Source organism: Alkaliphilus flagellatus (assembly GCF_018919215.1).
GTDB lineage: Bacteria > Bacillota > Clostridia > Peptostreptococcales > Natronincolaceae > Alkaliphilus_B > Alkaliphilus_B flagellatus.
This window is the reverse complement of the sequence record NZ_JAHLQK010000003.1, coordinates 128,106-145,948: the sequence shown is the minus strand read 5'-3', so window position 1 is coordinate 145,948 and position 17,843 is coordinate 128,106. Positions and strand designations below refer to the sequence as shown.

The window sequence follows — 17,843 nt, the reverse complement described above, 5'->3', positions numbered from 1 at the left end:
TCCAGTCTATAGGGGATGGAATATTAGAATTGTTAGTCATCAGATAAACTACCTTTATTGTTTATATTTATCAACATTAATAAAATACAATAATAAAAACTTCTTTAACTATATTTAGATTACTTTCGTGTATCCCTACTTATATAACTCTCCTGCAAGTTCCTCTAGTTTACTTATATTTAAAATCTCATAATAATCCTGGTTCTTTTTTATAGCTCCCTGACTACAAAGTTTGTTTAAGGTTCTTAACAAATGTCTATAGCTTGTCCCTAATAGCTCCGACATTTCTGTTAAGTTACCATCAAAAATAATATTATTTTGTTCTTGCTTTTGTGTACTAGATGAAATGGCTAATATATAGCTCGATAATCTATTCTCTAAAGGGTATAACAAATTGATAGAACTATAATTTGATAGTCTAGTTAATTTCTCACCTAAACAACTACACATATATCTCAAGAACTTTGGATCATCAATTACATACTCCCTTATATTTTCAAGTGGTATGCCTACACAATAGGTATCTTCTATAACCTGAACATTAGAATCTGCTATATTATAATGTATAAATTCAATATCCCCAATTACTTTAAAGGGTTTATTAAAACACAATAATAATGACTTACCATTACTTAATAATGTATAAACCTTAGCTTTGCCTTCTACAAAGAAAAATAGATGCTCTATTTTTTCATCCGACTTACAAATATGTTCATTTCTTTTAAAAAGAAAAAGCTCCATATATGGTATCATATCAATGCTAAATATTTGGTCTATGCTGTATTTTGAAATATAATAGTTTAATTTCTTATTATCTTTGATCTTTTTCACTTCATCCTATCTCCTAAAAATTTTATAGTTTTATATAATTATAGCACACATACTATGACATATGTCATAATCTAGTTTGCTCTATATATGCTAATATTAAGACTAGATAATTTAGGGAGGTATTTTATGTATAAGCTATACTCAGGATTAATAGGTGTGTTAATTGCAATAATGTTAGTTTTTAATGGTGTTCTTGCTAGTAATATAGGTAATTATTCATCAACAGTAATAATTCACATAATAGGACTTATTGGAATAAGTTTTATTTTAATAGTAAATAAAACTAAATTTAATTACTATAAGGATATTCCCTTACATCTTTATAGTGCTGGAGCTATTGGAGTCTTTACCGTATTATTTAACAATATAAGCTTTAATCACCTTGGAGTGTCATTAACTTTAGCCTTAGGCTTGTTAGGTCAATCATTTGCTTCAGTAGTTATAGATAACTATGGTTTGCTTGGAATGGAAGTTGTAAAATTTAAAAAAGAAAAGGTATTAGGTCTAATTTTAATATCTTTAGGAATAGTTATTATGAATCTATATTAGGAGGATAAGACATGATATATGCTTTATTTGCCATTGGAGCAGGGGTTTCAATAGTTATTGCTAGAATTATAAACTCAAATTTAGCAGATAAGATAGGGGTATTTCAAGGAACCTTTTTTAATTATGTTATAGGATTATTGTTTTCAAGCATATTTTTATTGTTAAGTACAGAAACCTTTAGCCTAGCACCTCAAATTCTAAAAACCATACCATTTTGGGCTTATTTAGGTGGTTTAGTTGGTGTGGTAGTTGTAGCAATGTCAAATATAGTTACCCCTAAAGTATCTACATTCTACTTAACTTTGATTATTTTCATAGGGCAACTCTTGGCTGGAATAATAATTGACTACTATACTTTAAGCCTAATATCAAAGGGTAAAATAATTGGAGGTTTACTAGTAGTTGCAGGGTTAACATATAATCTGATTATAGATAAGAAACAATTAGATGAAAATAAATTATAGAGCACCTGACTATAAAGACCAGTATAGTAATTTAATATTAAATTACTATACTGGTTTTTTAAAATTACCTATTAATTTGTTTACTAATCATATACTTTACTTGTTATAGACTTAGCCCTTATTTAATTGAATTAGGTAGCTTTTTTATAAACCCATCTTTCGAATTAATAATTACAACTTTAATTACACTATGAACTTCCAATATATAATTTCTTTTGACCAATGGATAACTAGTCGCTGAATATTATCTACTAATTTTGTTGAAACTATTTACTATAACTATTATTAATACAAGGTGGTTTTAAATATGTCTAAATTAGAAAACTATAAATTGTCTAATTCATTGAAAGAAAATATAGAAACAATCAAAGAAATATTTAGTAATGATGGCACATTAGTAAACAGACTATTTAAAAATCAATATAATCCTAGTTTAAGGTGCTGCATATTTTTTGTTGAGGGAATGGTGAATAGTACGGTTATCAATGAAAATATTATTGAACCTATTATTACAAACTCTATTATCGAAAAAGGATCTGATGCAATTAATCAGCTGCACCATCAAATAATTGCTGCAGATAATGTAACAAGGACAAAGGATATAGCCAAAATTATAGAAAGTATTGTTAGTGGCGATACGATACTTTTTGTTGAAGGCTCATCAGAATCATTAATAATTCAGACAAAAAAATATGAAACTAGATCTATTGAAGAGCCGGTTTCAGAAAAGGTTTTGCGTGGCCCACGCGAAGGATTTACAGAATATATTATAACCAATATTTCAATGATAAGAAGAAAACTACAAACTAATAATCTTAAATTTGAATTTACTGTGCTTGGACAACAAAGCCGTACAAAGGCATGTATATGTTATATTGAAGGAGTCGTAAATAAAAAAATACTTAATGAACTATATAAAAGATTAGATAGTTTCAGTATAGATGGAGTATTAGATGTAAACTATATACAAGAATTTATCAAAGACTCTCCATTGTCAATGTTTGATACAATAGGTAATACAGAAAGACCAGATGTTGTTGTAGCTAAGCTATTAGAGGGACGTATTGCTCTTATTCTTGACGGAACACCTGTTGTATTAACACTCCCATATTTATTTGTTGAATATTTTCAGTCCAATGAAGATTACTATATAAACTTTACTTTTGCTTCTATTGGAAGATTTTTAAGAGTAATAAGTTTTCTTATTACAATAAGTACCCCAGCCATATATTTAGCATTAGTAAGCTTTCATCAAGAAATGATACCAACACAACTTCTTTTAAGTATAGCTGCGGCAAGACAAGGAGTGCCCTTCCCAACAGTAGTTGAACTGCTAGTTCTATTAATCATATTTGAAGTATTGAGAGAATCTGGAACACGTATGCCTACACATATGGGTGAAGCTTTAAGTATTGTAGGAGCTTTAGTATTAGGACAAGCAGCAGTGGAAGCTAGATTTTTTGGTGCCCCTATTGTAATTGTAGTAGCAATAACAGCGATAACAGGTCTTATGATATCAGGAATTAAAGGTGCAGCTATTATACTACGATTTTCTTTCTTGCTTCTTTCAGCAATGTTAGGACTATATGGATATGTGTTTGGGGCTTCTGCATTATTGATTAATTTATTTAGGTTGCGTTCTTTCGGTGTCCCCTATATGGCTAATTTAACTTCATTACACTTACAAGATTTAAAAGATACAGCTATAAGGGCACCATGGTGGTATATGGAATATCGCCCCAAATTTTTAGCATATAAAAATATTAAAAGAGAATCCTCTGGAGGCATAAAATAATGAACAAGCGTTTTGTTCTATTTTGCACTGTTATGATTAGCGTTGTAATTTTACTTTCTGGATGCTGGAATTATAGAGAAGTCGATAGGATAGCAATAGTTTCCGGTTTAGCAGTTGACCAAAGTCCTAAAGGTGATAAATTTCTACTTACTGCTGAAATAGTTGATGTACAAGGAAGCTTAACTGAAGGAAATGTTAAAGCTAGAAGAATTCAAGCTGAAGGAGATACGATTTTTGATGCTGTTAGAAATATGATCCTTATTTCAGCTAAAAGATTATATTGGAGCCACGCAAAGGCTATTATAGTAAGTCAAGATGTAGCAAAAGAAGGTATAGTATCAATTATAGATTGGATATCTAGAGACATTGAACCAAGAACAGATATGGGTATATTTGTTTCTAGAGAAAAAACGGCTTGGGAATTATTAGAACAACAAAGTGTAACAACTGATATACGTGCTTTTGAAATGGAATATATGCTTATGGGGAATAATGCTTTATCGAAATCTGTAAGAGTAGATATAATTGAGTTAGTAGATACTATGTCAGGTAAAGGAACTTCCTCATATTTACCTGCTATTGGCGTTACATTAAATGACGGAAAAAGAACTGCAAATCTTTCTGGGATAGCTGTACTTAGAAAAGATAAGCTTATTGGATTTTTAAATGAACAAGATACAAAATTCTTTCTTTTTGTAAAAAATAAAATACAAGGAGGATTATTAATAGTATCTCCAGATGAAGGACATCCAAAGGATAAAATAACATTAGAAATATTTAAGAGTAAAACAAAAGTACAACCAGTTTACTCAAATGGAAAACTACTAATGAAGATAGATATCAATACAGAAGTTGCTGTAGCACAAGAAGATATACCTATAAACTATATGATTGAAAAAAACAAAAACAGACTCAAAAAAGAAACAGAAAAATACTTAAATAAAAATATTGAAAATATAATAAAAAAGGTTCAAGAAGATTTTGATACAGATATTTTCGGATTTGGAAGTATTGTTATGAAAGAAATGCCTTCATTATGGAAGAACATTGAGGATGAATGGAATGAAATTTTTAAAACGCTAGAAGTTGATATAAATACAGAAATAGATATTAGAGGTAGTGGTCTTCTATCTAAACCAATACAAGTAGGTGACTAAATATGGGAATGCTTATATTGTACTCTCTCCTATATATCTTATTTATACTTGTTGACATTGTTCCAATTTATAAGGATAATAAACGAAAATTATTATTAGTATATTTCATAATGTGGTTTTCTTCTTATATAATTTTTGTATTGATAAGTGCTAACATAAAAATCCCTAGTCCTGCATTAGCTATAAAAAAACTTATAGCCTTAATCTTTGGACTGTAGAATTATATAATAGATAAGTAATATTTTTTATTAATTAAGGAGTAGAAACCATGAAAAAAGAAATAATTTCAACTAAACAAGGTGTAAGTATAATGTTTATATTTTTAATAGGAACTACTTTAGTAGCTGGTGCTGCCAACAAAGCTCAGCAGGATGCTTGGATTTCTATCTTAATTGCTGTAGCGATAAGCTTACCAATGTGCTTTGTATACTCAAGACTTATTAAGCTTTTTCCTGGTAAGAATTTATTTGATATTGTTGAAGAAATATTTGGAAGTATTGTTGGAAAAGCTATAACTCTTATTTTTATTTGGTACTTTTTTCATCTAGGAGCTTTAATTATAAGAAATATTACTGAGTTTATCCAAGTTGTTTCCTTTGCTGAAACACCCCAGTTCTTTGTTGCTGTATTCATTGGATTATTAGTTACTTATATGGTTAAAAGTGGCATAGAGGTGTTGGGACGATGGTCGGAATTTGTTCTTCCCATAATAATATTTATAATTATTTTAACAATTTGTCTATCCGCACCAAAAATGAACTTTAATAATTTAAAACCAGTGCTATATAATGGATTTAAACCTGTTTTTCAAGGTGCTTACACTCTGTTTACATTCCCCTTTGCTGAAACAGTAATATTTACAGTTATTTTTAGCTCATTAGAACAACAAAACAAGTGCTTTAAAGTGTATTCATTAAGCTTAATTATGAGTGGTGTTATCTTACTGCTTGTAGCACTGAGAAATATTTTAGTTTTAGGAATCGTAAATATAAACTACCTTTATTTTCCATCTTATTCCGCTGTATCTATAATAAATATAGGGGACTTTTTGCAGCGTATTGAAGTAGTAGTATCTATAACATTAATATTATCAAGTATTGCAAAGCTAAGTGTTTGCCTATTTGCAACAAGTATTGGTGTTTCAAAACTTTTTAATTTTGATGATTATAAATTAGTAGCAGCGCCAATATGTCTTTTAATGTTAAATCTATCATTTATTGTTTATAATAATACCATGGAAATGTTTGATTGGGTAGAAACAACTAATTTATATTATTCAATACCATTTCAAATCATATTACCATTGACTATTCTAATCGTTGCTGAAATAAAAATTAGACTAGGTAATTCAAATAATAGTTTATAAAAATAATACCTATAATTCTATCAATTATTATATTAATTGAGCTTTCAAGGTTGTGGTAAGAAACATTTGCTTTTTAAAAATTTTTCTAATAAAAAACAGGAACTCTCCTATAATATTAAGAAGAGTTCCTGCTTTTTATATAATGATTATTAAATTAAGTTTTGTAAAAAATTACTCGATTACTTTATTAAATCGTTAAAATATAAAGCATTTTCAGCATTTACATCAGGCATTGTAATATTTATATTCTTATTATTAATATTATAAATATTTGTTTTAAACTTCATACCTAATTTTATTATAGGTGCTTTTTCACCTAACATAGATTCTCCAACTACATCAGTATTAATAAAAGCTTTTTCTATAGAACCTAAGTCAATGTTTAGGTCGATTACACCTTCTTCATGGGTAATATATCCATCTTTATTTATACCATACTCTATAGTAATACCATTATCTCCTAAAACCTTCACTTTATCAAAGCTATCCATAAATTCATTAAATTTCTTCTTGAATTCTGGAACCTCTTCTTCAAACTTATTTAATCCTTGATTAAATTCGTCTTTAGCTAATAGTTTTTCACTTTCTTCCATCTCTACAATATCTATTACTGAATTCATATAATCTTTTATAAATTCAACAGCATCTTTATTGTCTAATAGATCGTTTACTGAATATCTAATAAGCTTTTTAAAAGCTGCATCATCTAACTTTAATTCATATATAGATAATGACTCACCATCAACAGTCTTTTTACCTTTAGAATTTACCATTTTAAATCCAGGGTCAAAGTCTAAGTAGTGTTCCTTTACAAAATCAGTTAGTTTTGCTTCAATGTCTTTTCCAAGCTTAGCAAACTTGCTGAAATCAACTTCTTCTTGACCTGCATTCATCATTTTACCTATGTCGTATACTATGTATTCCTTGCTTTCACCCTCTGGAGATAATGATGACATCATAAGCTGAGGCATCTTAATTATTTCTACCATCTTAGGTGTGTCACCGGACATATCGGCATCAATCCATACCTGCATATCCATTTGCATACCGCCAAAGTTTACTCCTACTTTTGCTTCTGCCTTAGTTGCTGTCTGCTCTTGATTTAAAATCGCTTTTTGATCGGCATTAATTTTTAATCCATTAATCATGCTAATTATTTGTTTTGCCATTTCTTGATCTTCTTCTGAAAGATTGTCAACATCTACAGTAAAACTAATGTCAGTTTTACTCTCCATAGATGTTATATCTTTAGATTTCCCGAAGGCCTGATATAGTTTTAATTCGTCACTTGTACATCCAACAAAAAGCATTGATACTACTAACAATAGTGATACAATTGATATTTTTTTCATTCCTATCCCTCCCATATTATATATGTATTACTACAATTATACACTATATTCATCATATTACAATTTAACCTATTTTTCAATAAAAAAGGTTAAAGATTGTAAAATCCAAATTACCTAAGCCCTTTTATTAAAACACTCTTAATTAAAAGTGTATATTAAGTAAATTTGTGAGCCATAGAAACCTTAGCTCCTATGGCTTATGTGGCTTGATATTATAGAATAAAAAACATAGCTTCCATTTATTTGTTTTCCCTAATATGCTGTAAAGCCTGATTCATCTGTTCATATGTCATCATCCCTGGTACTGATCCTTGAAAAATACCTTCTTCATCTACAAAATATGATGCAGGATATCCACTGACTAGATAAGTTTTAGCTATGGCCCCATCTTCATCTAAAACTACTTCAAAATCATATCCTCCTTCTTTAATATATTTTTCTACAGCTTCTTTATCTTCCATTACATCTACTGCTAAAACAACTAAATCCTCATTCTCTTTATCTAGCTTTTGCAAATCTGGCATTTCTATGTCGCAGTACACACACCAGGTTGCCCAGAAGTTTATAAGAACTATCTTACCTCTGTAGTCCTGTAACGATATTTCTTCCCCATCTAAATTTCTAAGAGTAAAGTTTGGCGCTTCTTTTCCAACTTCTATTTCAAATACCTGCTTTTCTTGGCTTGCAGCCTGATCTTCCTCATTTCTTTCCTCAACAGCATTATCTTGTGGTGGAATAACTTCTACTTTTTTTCCCATTGTCAAATAATATAATCCTGCAAGCAATACTCCAATAAGAATTATTATTCCTATGCTTTTTTTATTCACTATGTGGCCCCCTTATATTAATAATCTACTTATGTTTACAATCTTATTGAAAAATACTAGAGTTCCAAAAATTATCATAATAAATCCACTAATTTTAGGAATATATATTATAAACTTTTCTGCTCTAGTAATAAATTTACTAAATACATTTATAAATAATGCAGTTAATATAAAAGGTATTGCCATACCAATAGAGTATATTAATAGTAGATAAATCCCCTTTGAAACAGTAGCTGCTCCCCCTGCATAAACAAGTATAGATGCTAATACAGGACCAAAACACGGTGTCCAGCCAGCAGCAAAAGCCATACCCATTAAAATTGAACTAAACCAGTTAGTAATTTTTCTAGGTGCTTTAATTCTTTTTTCCATATTTAAAAACCTTAAATTTATAATACCCATCATTTTCAAACCAAAAACTATTATGAGAATACCACTAATCTTAGAAAACATTTCTTTATTTCTTATAAAGACTTTTCCTAGGAAACTAGCAGATGTTCCCATTATTATAAAAATAATTGTAAATCCTATAACAAAACCAACAGTTCTTTTTAGTGCGAATAATCTTTTTGTCTCAAGTTCATTTTCCATACTAAGTCCAGTAATATACATTATATATGCTGGAATTAACGGAAGTATACACGGTGAAAAAAAGGACAAAAATCCAGCTCCAAAAGCTATTGATAATGAAACATTTCCTAAATCCATATCTCTCCTCCTAAAACATAAAATAAACGATAATAACTATTATAATATAATAATTATTTTAATATGATAATTATTTTCTATCTTATATATTATATTACCTCCTTACTTTTTGTCTACTATCCTTAATTCATATAACTATATTTTCCCTAATATCTTACATATACTTCATACTATTATGTAACCGCTGTTTTTAATAGTTTTATTCTATATTAAAACAGCAAATAAATACTAAATATTAAGGTCTAGAATAATTAGCTATAAAAAGGAAGAGGAGTGCAAATATAGCCCTCCTCTTTTCCTTAAGTCGATTGAGTTTTAAAAATAGAATCTTATTACTTATTATAAATATCGAAATATATTAAGGCTTAAGTATTACCTTTATACAATCCTCTTTTTTTCCATCAAATATTTTATAACCATGTTCTCCTTCATCAAGAGATAGTCTATGAGTAATTATATCTGTAGCATCAAAATTGCCTTCTTTAATTAATTTTAAGATTGGATCTACATAAGAATGTACAGGACATTGACCCATAGTCAAAGTTATGTTTCTAGAAAAAAAATCTCCTAGTGGAAACATATTATATTTTGAACCGTATACTCCTACTAATGAAACAGTTCCTCCCTTTCTTACAGCTTGGGTAGCTATTTCAATAGCAGACTTTGATCCACCTTGTAATTTTAGCATACTTTCTATCTTTTCTATATTAGACATCTTTCCATCCATGCCAACACAATCTATAACTGAATCTGCTCCCCCTCTAGTAATTTCTTTCAAATACTCTCCTGTATTATCATACTTTTCGAAATTAACTACTTCAACTTGATTATAATCCTTTGCATGATTTAGTCTGTAATCTAAACGATCCACAGCTATTACTCTGCTAGCTCCCTTATGTATTGCCCATTTTTGTGCCAAAAGTCCAACTGGACCAGATCCTAGTACTATAACTGTGTCCCCAGGTTTTACATTGGCCTTTTCTACTCCCCATAATGAAGTAGGTAGAATGTCTGTTAAAAATAGTACTTGTTCATCAGTTAAATCCTCCGGTATAACGGTTGGACCTACATTTGCATATGGCACTCTTAAAAACTCTGCCTGTCCACCATCATATCCTCCAAAAGTATTACTATATCCAAACATTCCTCCAGCTTCACCATTCTCATTTGAGTTGTCGCATTGACTTGATAGATCATGTTCACAATACCAGCAGTGCCCACAAGAAACTGGGAAAGGAACTATAACTCTATCTCCTTTTTTTACTTTTGTTACTTCTTTTCCGACTTCCTCAACTACGCCCATGGTTTCATGTCCCAATACAAATCCCTTAGGTAAATTAGGAACAAACCCATGAATTAAATGTAGATCAGAGCCGCAAATAGCTGTAGAAGTAACTCTTACTATTATATCATCTCTTTTTTCTATTTTAGGCTCCTCAACATCCCTTACTCTTACATTTTTTATTCCCTCATATACTATAGCTTTCATGTCAGTTCAAACTCCTTTTTAAACTTAGTTTTTACTATAGTATTTGTATTAAAGAGTTAACTTACCCAAACGAATCAAACTGCTGCTCCTATTTAATCTATTGTCATAGAAGCATTCTATATATTGATGTCCAATTATAGAATGTTTCTATATTTATTTACTCATATTACAGCCTATGATAAAATAAAAGAGTTAAATCACTAACAAAAAGTCAAATCGTTAACATATACTATGTTCCATTAGCTCAGCTGGCTAGAGCACCTGACTCTTAATCAGGGGGTCCAGGGTTCGAATCCCTGATGGAATACCAAAAGATAAAACCACCAATAAAAAGGTGGTTTTTTTTATTTATAACTAAAAATTACTCATAAAAATATAGATTCAAACATAGAGTTGATAGAGAAAACTTTATTAAAAAAACTTACAAGAAGGACAACCTTTTATGACTTTAGTATTTAATAATTACTCAATATAATTATAATTCCTTGTATAGTTAAGCGATATCTCATGTATTAGTTTACTATTAAAGATTAGGAGGCTTGATGATGTATTTCAATGAAGAAAAATCAGAAGTTCTAAAGAGACTTATGACCGATGAAAACCAAGGATTAAATGAAAGTGAAGTTAAGATAAGACAAGGAAGGTATGGTTTTAACGAATTTTCAAAGGGTAAGAAAAGATCTCCATGGGATGGCTTTTTTGATCCTATGATGATTATACTTTTAATTTCTGCCATTATTAGTGCATTGGTTGGTGAATATATAGATGCAATTGGTATAATGTTTGCCATAGTATTAAGTACTACAATAGGGATAATAACAGAGGATAGATCTAAAAAAGCGGCAGAAGCATTGTCCAAGATTACAGATAACATTACTGTTAAATGTATACGGAATGGGGAAGTAAAGCTGGTATTAAAAAATAATTTAGTTCCAGGAGATATAGTATTGCTTGAGACAGGAAGCATGGTTCCCGCTGATGGAAGACTCTTGGAATCCATAGAACTTAAGGTTAGAGAGGACATGCTAACTGGTGAGTCTGATGATGTTAACAAGTGTGGGGATACAGTCATAGAAATAGAAAGAATCGATTCCCATGGGAATGTGATAATACAAGAACCTGTACCTGCAAAACAAATTAATATGGTATTTGGCGGTACTTTAATTGCATATGGTAGAGGAAAAATGGTGGTAACATCAATTGGAGATTCAACTCAAATGGGTAAAATTGGCCAAAGTCTATATGATAATGACAATAATGAAACTCCATTACAAATAAAGTTAGGACACTTAGGTGAACAAATCGCTAAAATATCCGGTTCAATAGCAGGTATATTATTTATATTCATGATCTTCAAAATGATAATAAGTAAATCGCTACATTTAGATATATCGGGTATATTACCTTTTTTGAAGTCTATAGAACCTGTTAAAGGCGCCTTTGTAGTTTGCGTTGCCCTTATGGTTGCAGCTGTTCCCGAAGGATTACCAACAATGATAAATATGACCCTTGCAATTACAATGCAAAAAATGGCTAAAATAAATGCGCTAGTTACAAAAAAAGAAGCTTGTGAAACTATAGGTTCGGTTTCAGTTATTTGTTCAGACAAAACAGGAACATTAACTCAAAATAAAATGGCTGTAGAAAAGGTATTTATAAATGGAGTATTTGTTGAAAAATACGATAGGAATGAAAGTTACTTTGTAGATAACTGTATTATAAATTCAACCGCAGATATAACCTACGAAAACAATCAATGGAATTACATGGGAAGTGCTACTGAGTGTGCATTGTTGCTTTATTTAAAGGACAAGCAATACTACAAATACCGCAAAACAAAATCCATACTACATCAAATTCCCTTCACATCAAAGGCAAAGAGAATGGATACAATTATTCAAGATGGCAGAAACCATGTGCTTTTGTCTAAGGGGGCTCCAGAAGTTATTTTAGAATCCTGTGATTATGAATATATTGATGGGCAAATACTAAGGCTTACGAGTAAAAGGAAGGAATTTATTACTCAGCAGATTAAAAAGCTTCAAACTCAATCTATGAGAGTATTAGGTTTTGCCTATAAAAATATGAGTAGTGTACATAGAGAAGTAGCCATAAGCTCCAATGTCTATGAACAAATAGCTGTAACAGTCGATGGATATAACTTTGAAAAAAGTCTAATATTCACTGGATTTGTAGGTATTAAAGATCCTCTAAGACCAGATGTTAAAGAAGCTATTGATATTGCTAAAGAAGCAGGCATTACCACTAAAATGCTAACTGGTGACAATATTAATACTGCTGTAGCTATAGGAAATGAGCTAGGATTATTGGATAATAATCATAGGGCTGTTGAATCTAGCTTTATAGATGCGCTGTCCTATAGCCAATTAAGGGAAGAATTAGAGACAATATCAATAGTTGCTAGATCAAAGCCAGAAACAAAGATGAGAATAGTTCAAGCCCTTCAAGATAATGGAGAGGTTGTAGCTGTAACCGGAGATGGTATAAATGATGCTCCAGCACTATCCAAGGCAGATGTTGGTATATCCATGGGCATTGCAGGTACAGAGGTGGCAAAAAAGGCTGCCAGTATAATTTTAGCTGATGATAGTTTCAGTACTATAGTGAGGGGAATCCAGTGGGGAAGAGGAATATATGAAAACTTTCAAAGGTTTATTCAATTTCAGATTACAGTCAATATTGTTGCCTTTTTAGTCGCAATATTATCACAGATATTAGGAAAAGAAATGCCCTTTACTACTATTCAGTTATTATGGGTAAATATAATAATGGACGGTCCACCAGCCCTATCTTTAGGTCTAGAACCCGTTAGAAAAAATGTATTGAAAAGAAAACCTATTAAAAGAGATAGCAGTATAATAACAAAAACTATGCTTAAGACTATGATTGTAAATGCAAGCTTAATTACTTGTCTATTATTAATACAAATGTTTTTTAATCCATTAGGTGTATCAACAAGCGTCTTTAGTAGGAATGGAAAATTTGTAGCTAATGAAATGCAAACTACTTTGTTTGCCCTATTTGTATTTAGTGTATTATTTAATGCTCTTAATTGTAGAGAATTTGGGTTAAACAGTATAATACCCAATCTTACAAAGAACAGTATAGCTATAAAAATCATACTAGGTACTGGATGTGCACAAATTGTACTTATGGAATTGTATAATAATTTTTTCAATACGGTCCCTATAGATTGGATTCTCTGGGCAAAAATAATACTTATGGCCTCATCTGTTATTTGGATTAATGAGATTTTTAAGCTTATTGTAAGAACCATACGTTCTTAAACTATAAAAAAGCAGGAACTTTTCTTACTATATATGAAAAGAGTTTCTGCTTCTTTATTGTTATTTATATAAAAAATAATATATTATAATTGATTCTAGTACCTTTAAATACTATTTAACTCTAATTATTCTAGAGAGTTAGATACATCTCATATTGAGATATTTCTTCTTTTTTAAAATTATTGCGCTTTACAAACCCAGCTAAGTTAGCGTTATTAGAAAAGCTAATACTTAACTGCTTTAGATTAAGCTCTATTAATGCTTTTATAATCATATTCCTTGCAATTCCTTTATGTCTTTCTGAAGGTTTTGTCCAAATAAAATAGATTTTCCCATTTGTGCTTAAGCTTAAAGCTCCTATAATCTCTGAATCTTTGTAAACTCCATAATGAACTAAGCCATCCAGTCTCTCAATATAATCAAAATCATTTTGCCAATTAATATGTGTGTCCTTTAATTGATTTGATAAGCTCTTAGTAGCATTAAAAGAAATATTTTTAATTTCTATTAAATCGTCTATCTCTTTATTTATATCTTTATTATTTTGACATGTATAGTAATTAATATCGTAAATTTTTTCGTAGCCTAGATTTCTATAAAAGTTTATGGCTCTATCATTTCCTACAATTACTTCCAAAAACATCTGTTTACAATTATTATCCATAGCTACCTGCCTATGTAATTCAAAAAGCTTTTTACTTACACCTTTACCTCGATAGTCAGGATGAATAGAAAGGGCACCACAGCGAAGGGTTTTGACACCTTCATAATTTTTAATCCCTCCTAAAATCACTCCAATTGGCATACCTTGATCAAATGCAATATATGAGTATTCTAGTTGATTACCTTCAGGTCCAAAAAAACGGTTTAGAAATATCTCCTTAGACATCTCTATTTTTATAATGTAATCAGAAAAACCTATTTGAAATGCATTATATATGTTCTCAAACTCTACAGTACTACAGCAATTATATGTTATCATATTAATCCCCCTTTTCTATTTTTCTCAAAATCATGTCTGTATAGTTCTCAACTACTTCATAGGTTATTTCAATTCCCATTATACAGCTAGTAAATCCGATTCCATCCATTGTTGATAATATAATATAAACCATCGATGGTATATCAATATCCTCTTGGAATTCACCATGATCAACTCCTTGTTTTAATATTTTGGATAGATCGTCATAAAAGAGATGATATCTTTTCTTTGCCTTATCAGACATATTAGGATTTCTAGCAAGTACAGACCAAAACTCAAATGTAAATCGAGCCATTCTCTGAAGCTTATCTTCAAATAAACCTATTAAAGCCCAATGAATATAATTAATTATTTTATCTCTATTAGACATATCTTTCGGAAAACTTTTAATTAATCTATGTCTTTGTTCAAATCTACTTTCAGCAATCTCTAAAAAAATCTCCTCCTTACTCTTAAAATAATTATAGATTCCCCCTTTACTAATTCCAGATGCGGTTACAATATCATCTATTGTGGTCTGGGCATAGCCATTTTCTGCAAAAACTTCAAATGCACACTGAATTATTTTATTTTTTCTGGCTTCCGCCGCTTCTTTACTGATTTTTGGCATATAATCCTCCTAAAAACTGGTTTGATACTCATGTATAAACTTATGTCGGACTTTAAGTTTATGTTCTATTATAAAAAACGACTAGTCGGTCTTTTATTTATATTATAAAATATATGATCTAATATATACAATAGTAACTTAATATGTTTTACACGCTAGAGGAATATTCTATCTATTTTAAAATTTTTATATTAAAATAATAATTAATAAACAACTGTAAAGGATGATTTTATTATGGATGAAATAGATAAAAAGATTGTTGAATTATTACAAGATAACTCTCGTATTTCAATTACGGACATTGGAAAGTTAATTAATCTTTCTAGACCAAGCGTTAGTGAAAGAATCACAAGATTAGTTGAAAAAGGTATTTTAGCGAAATTTACAGCATCTGTTCCTGCCCATACAGTTGGTCATGAGGTTAGCTTCTTTATGGAGATTAGTGATTTAAAGGTTTCTTGCGATAAAATAGTTAATATTCTTCTTTCAAATGAATATGTAACTGAAGTTCATTGTGTAACTGGTAATATTAATTATATTGTTCGAGCGTCCATGCCAAGTATAGAAATGATGAACCAGTTTTTGTCTGAGCTAATGAAATATAGTCAAGTTGTTACATCAATAATTTTGCATTCACCTTTAACTTGTAGACCAATAAAGCCTCTTTAGACTAAAGCTATAGAACCTATGTATTACTAGAATTTCTACTTGAATTTTGACTTAGTACTCATACAGTCACTTCTCCTATAATTCTGTATTCCTCCATGTTGGAGATTATCAACAAAAAATACCTGCTTTTTGAAGGAAATGTACTGTAAACTAGTTCAAATCTCTATATTTAAATTTACTCATCTATGTTAGTATTTTTGTATAAAATAAAAATATATTAAGGAGGAGTATGTTATGGGATATGAGTTTAAGGATGGATTAGAATTTGCTAAACAACTGGATAAATTAGATAAGCTACATCATGTCCGAGAATATTTTTATCTAAACGAAGGTGAAATCTACATGGATGGGAACTCTCTAGGGTTAAGCTCTAAAGAAGCTGAGAAAGCTTTATTGAATGTCTTTAATGTTTGGCGTAAGGAAGCAATCAAAATCTGGGGAGTTGAAAATGGCCGTTATTTTAATTTCTCAAAAAATATTTCAGAAAAATTAAAAAATTTAATTAATGCAGATGTGGATGAAATCATAATAATGGGAAGTATTACTACAAATATCCATCAAGCGCTGGCTACTTTTTATAAACCTATAAAAGAAAAATGTAAAATTATTGTTGATGAATTAAATTTTCCTACAGATATTTATGCTACTAAGAGTATTATTGAGCTGAAAGGTTACAAGGTTGAAGATGTATTAATTGAAATCAAAAGCAGAGATGGGCGTACTATTTCTGAAGAAGATATTATATCAAAAATGGATGATGATGTTGCATTAATCTTATTGCCATCAGTTCTATACCGTAGTGCACAGCTTTTAGATATGGAACTACTTACTAGAGAGGCCCATAAACATGGAATTATTATTGGATGGGATTTGGCCCATTCAATCGGATCTGTTCCCCATGACTTTAAAAAAATTGATCCTGATTTCGCAGTGTGGTGTTCATATAAATATCTAAATGCTGGACCTGGAGCAACTGCTGGCATGTATATAAATAGAAAGCACTTTAATAAAAGTGCTGGCCTTAAGGGCTGGTTTGGAAATAAGGATGAAAGTCAATTTCTTCTAAGTCATGATTTCGATCAAGACAAAGATGCTAATGGATGGTTACTAGGAACTCATAATATGTTTTCAATGGCACCATTAGATGGAGTTCTAAATATCTTTAATGAAGTTGGAATAGAAAATATACGTGCTAAATCATTGCATATTACTGCATATTTAATGTATTTAATCGATAATAAATTATCTAAATATGGATACTCAATTGGTAATCCTCGCGAGGATCATCGTCGAGGGGGACATATTTGTTTAGAACATGATGAAGCCTATCGTATAAGTCTAGCGTTACGTGATAATAAAGTAATTCCTGATTATCGGGAGCCAAATGTTATTCGTCTAGCTCCTGTTGCCTTATATGTTTCTTACGAAGAGACATATCATTTAGTAGAAATTCTTGAAAAAATTGTTAGAGATAAAGAGTTTGAAAAATATTCATTAAAGAGAGTAACAGTGTTGTAACTCTAATTAATGGATTATATCTGAATTGAGTAATAAAATGCCGAGGATAATCTCGGTTTTTTAATTATAACTTAAGGTACAGATAAATTAATGCCTAAATAAAAACTAACATTATTTATGATACGTTTCGCCATATTATAAATGAAAAATCATAGACTTTCCCATATACAATGTATCTATTATATTTTGAAATTCAAGTTTCTATTATATTCTTTTAT

The 17,843-nt window shown here is 30.1% G+C and carries 15 protein-coding genes and 1 tRNA gene; 9 read left to right on the top strand and 7 right to left on the bottom strand.

All coding sequences use genetic code 11. The features are described from left to right. Positions 1–135: 135 nt before the first annotated feature. Complete coding sequence (locus KQI88_RS08365; protein ID WP_216416185.1) at positions 136–831, bottom strand: cyclic nucleotide-binding domain-containing protein; 696 nt, start codon at positions 829–831, stop codon at positions 136–138. Positions 832–957: 126 nt separating this feature from the next. Between KQI88_RS08365 and KQI88_RS08360 the strand changes: the two genes are divergently transcribed. From KQI88_RS08360 to KQI88_RS08340, 5 genes are all read left to right on the top strand, one after another. Continuing rightward, complete coding sequence (locus KQI88_RS08360; protein WP_216416182.1) at positions 958–1,380, top strand: DMT family transporter; 423 nt, start codon at positions 958–960, stop codon at positions 1,378–1,380. 11 nt (positions 1,381–1,391) lie between these two features. Beyond that, a complete protein-coding gene (locus KQI88_RS08355) occupies positions 1,392–1,844 on the top strand; it encodes a DMT family transporter (protein ID WP_216416180.1) in 453 nt (150 codons plus the stop codon). Between the two features lie 307 nt (positions 1,845–2,151). After that, on the top strand, positions 2,152–3,639 hold the full coding sequence (locus tag KQI88_RS08350) for a spore germination protein (protein ID WP_216416178.1): 1,488 nt from the start codon (positions 2,152–2,154) through the stop codon (positions 3,637–3,639). Next, positions 3,639–4,796 carry a Ger(x)C family spore germination protein gene (locus KQI88_RS08345; RefSeq protein ID WP_216416176.1) on the top strand — a complete coding sequence of 386 codons (1,158 nt, stop codon included), beginning with the start codon at positions 3,639–3,641 and terminating at the stop codon, positions 4,794–4,796. Before KQI88_RS08350 ends, KQI88_RS08345 begins: the two co-directional genes overlap by 1 nt. A 268-nt stretch (positions 4,797–5,064) precedes the next feature. Continuing rightward, entirely contained in the window at positions 5,065–6,162 is a 1,098-nt protein-coding gene (locus KQI88_RS08340; protein WP_216416174.1) for a GerAB/ArcD/ProY family transporter, read from the top strand. Between the two features lie 179 nt (positions 6,163–6,341). On the opposite strand, the gene KQI88_RS08335 is transcribed toward KQI88_RS08340, so the two are convergent. The 4 genes from KQI88_RS08335 to KQI88_RS08320 form a co-directional block, all read right to left on the bottom strand. Continuing rightward, complete coding sequence (locus KQI88_RS08335; RefSeq protein WP_216416172.1) at positions 6,342–7,514, bottom strand: hypothetical protein; 1,173 nt, start codon at positions 7,512–7,514, stop codon at positions 6,342–6,344. A 239-nt stretch (positions 7,515–7,753) separates the two neighbouring features. Continuing rightward, positions 7,754–8,341 (bottom strand): TlpA family protein disulfide reductase, encoded by a 588-nt coding sequence (locus tag KQI88_RS08330; RefSeq protein WP_216416170.1) that lies wholly within the window; start codon positions 8,339–8,341, stop codon positions 7,754–7,756. Positions 8,342–8,353: 12 nt separating this feature from the next. Further along, entirely contained in the window at positions 8,354–9,049 is a 696-nt protein-coding gene (locus KQI88_RS08325) for a cytochrome c biogenesis CcdA family protein (protein WP_216416169.1), read from the bottom strand. A 358-nt stretch (positions 9,050–9,407) separates the two neighbouring features. Next, positions 9,408–10,538 (bottom strand): zinc-dependent alcohol dehydrogenase, encoded by a 1,131-nt coding sequence (locus KQI88_RS08320; protein WP_216416168.1) that lies wholly within the window; start codon positions 10,536–10,538, stop codon positions 9,408–9,410. 233 nt (positions 10,539–10,771) lie between these two features. On the opposite strand from KQI88_RS08320, the gene KQI88_RS08315 reads away from it, so the two are divergent. Both KQI88_RS08315 and KQI88_RS08310 read left to right on the top strand, forming a co-directional pair. Continuing rightward, positions 10,772–10,848: transfer RNA gene (locus KQI88_RS08315), tRNA-Lys, on the top strand. Between the two features lie 232 nt (positions 10,849–11,080). Continuing rightward, on the top strand, positions 11,081–13,846 hold the full coding sequence (locus KQI88_RS08310; protein ID WP_216416166.1) for a calcium-translocating P-type ATPase, PMCA-type: 2,766 nt from the start codon (positions 11,081–11,083) through the stop codon (positions 13,844–13,846). Positions 13,847–13,976: 130 nt separating this feature from the next. On the opposite strand, the gene KQI88_RS08305 is transcribed toward KQI88_RS08310, so the two are convergent. Both KQI88_RS08305 and KQI88_RS08300 read right to left on the bottom strand, forming a co-directional pair. After that, positions 13,977–14,828 carry a GNAT family N-acetyltransferase gene (locus KQI88_RS08305; protein ID WP_216416164.1) on the bottom strand — a complete coding sequence of 284 codons (852 nt, stop codon included), beginning with the start codon at positions 14,826–14,828 and terminating at the stop codon, positions 13,977–13,979. Between the two features lies 1 nt (position 14,829). After that, entirely contained in the window at positions 14,830–15,438 is a 609-nt protein-coding gene (locus tag KQI88_RS08300; protein ID WP_216416162.1) for a TetR/AcrR family transcriptional regulator, read from the bottom strand. Positions 15,439–15,672: 234 nt separating this feature from the next. On the opposite strand from KQI88_RS08300, the gene KQI88_RS08295 reads away from it, so the two are divergent. Continuing rightward, on the top strand, positions 15,673–16,107 hold the full coding sequence (locus KQI88_RS08295; RefSeq protein WP_216416160.1) for an Lrp/AsnC family transcriptional regulator: 435 nt from the start codon (positions 15,673–15,675) through the stop codon (positions 16,105–16,107). Between the two features lie 234 nt (positions 16,108–16,341). Continuing rightward, on the top strand, positions 16,342–17,625 hold the full coding sequence (gene kynU / locus KQI88_RS08290; RefSeq protein WP_216416158.1) for a kynureninase: 1,284 nt from the start codon (positions 16,342–16,344) through the stop codon (positions 17,623–17,625). The last annotated feature ends 218 nt before the right edge of the window (positions 17,626–17,843 follow it).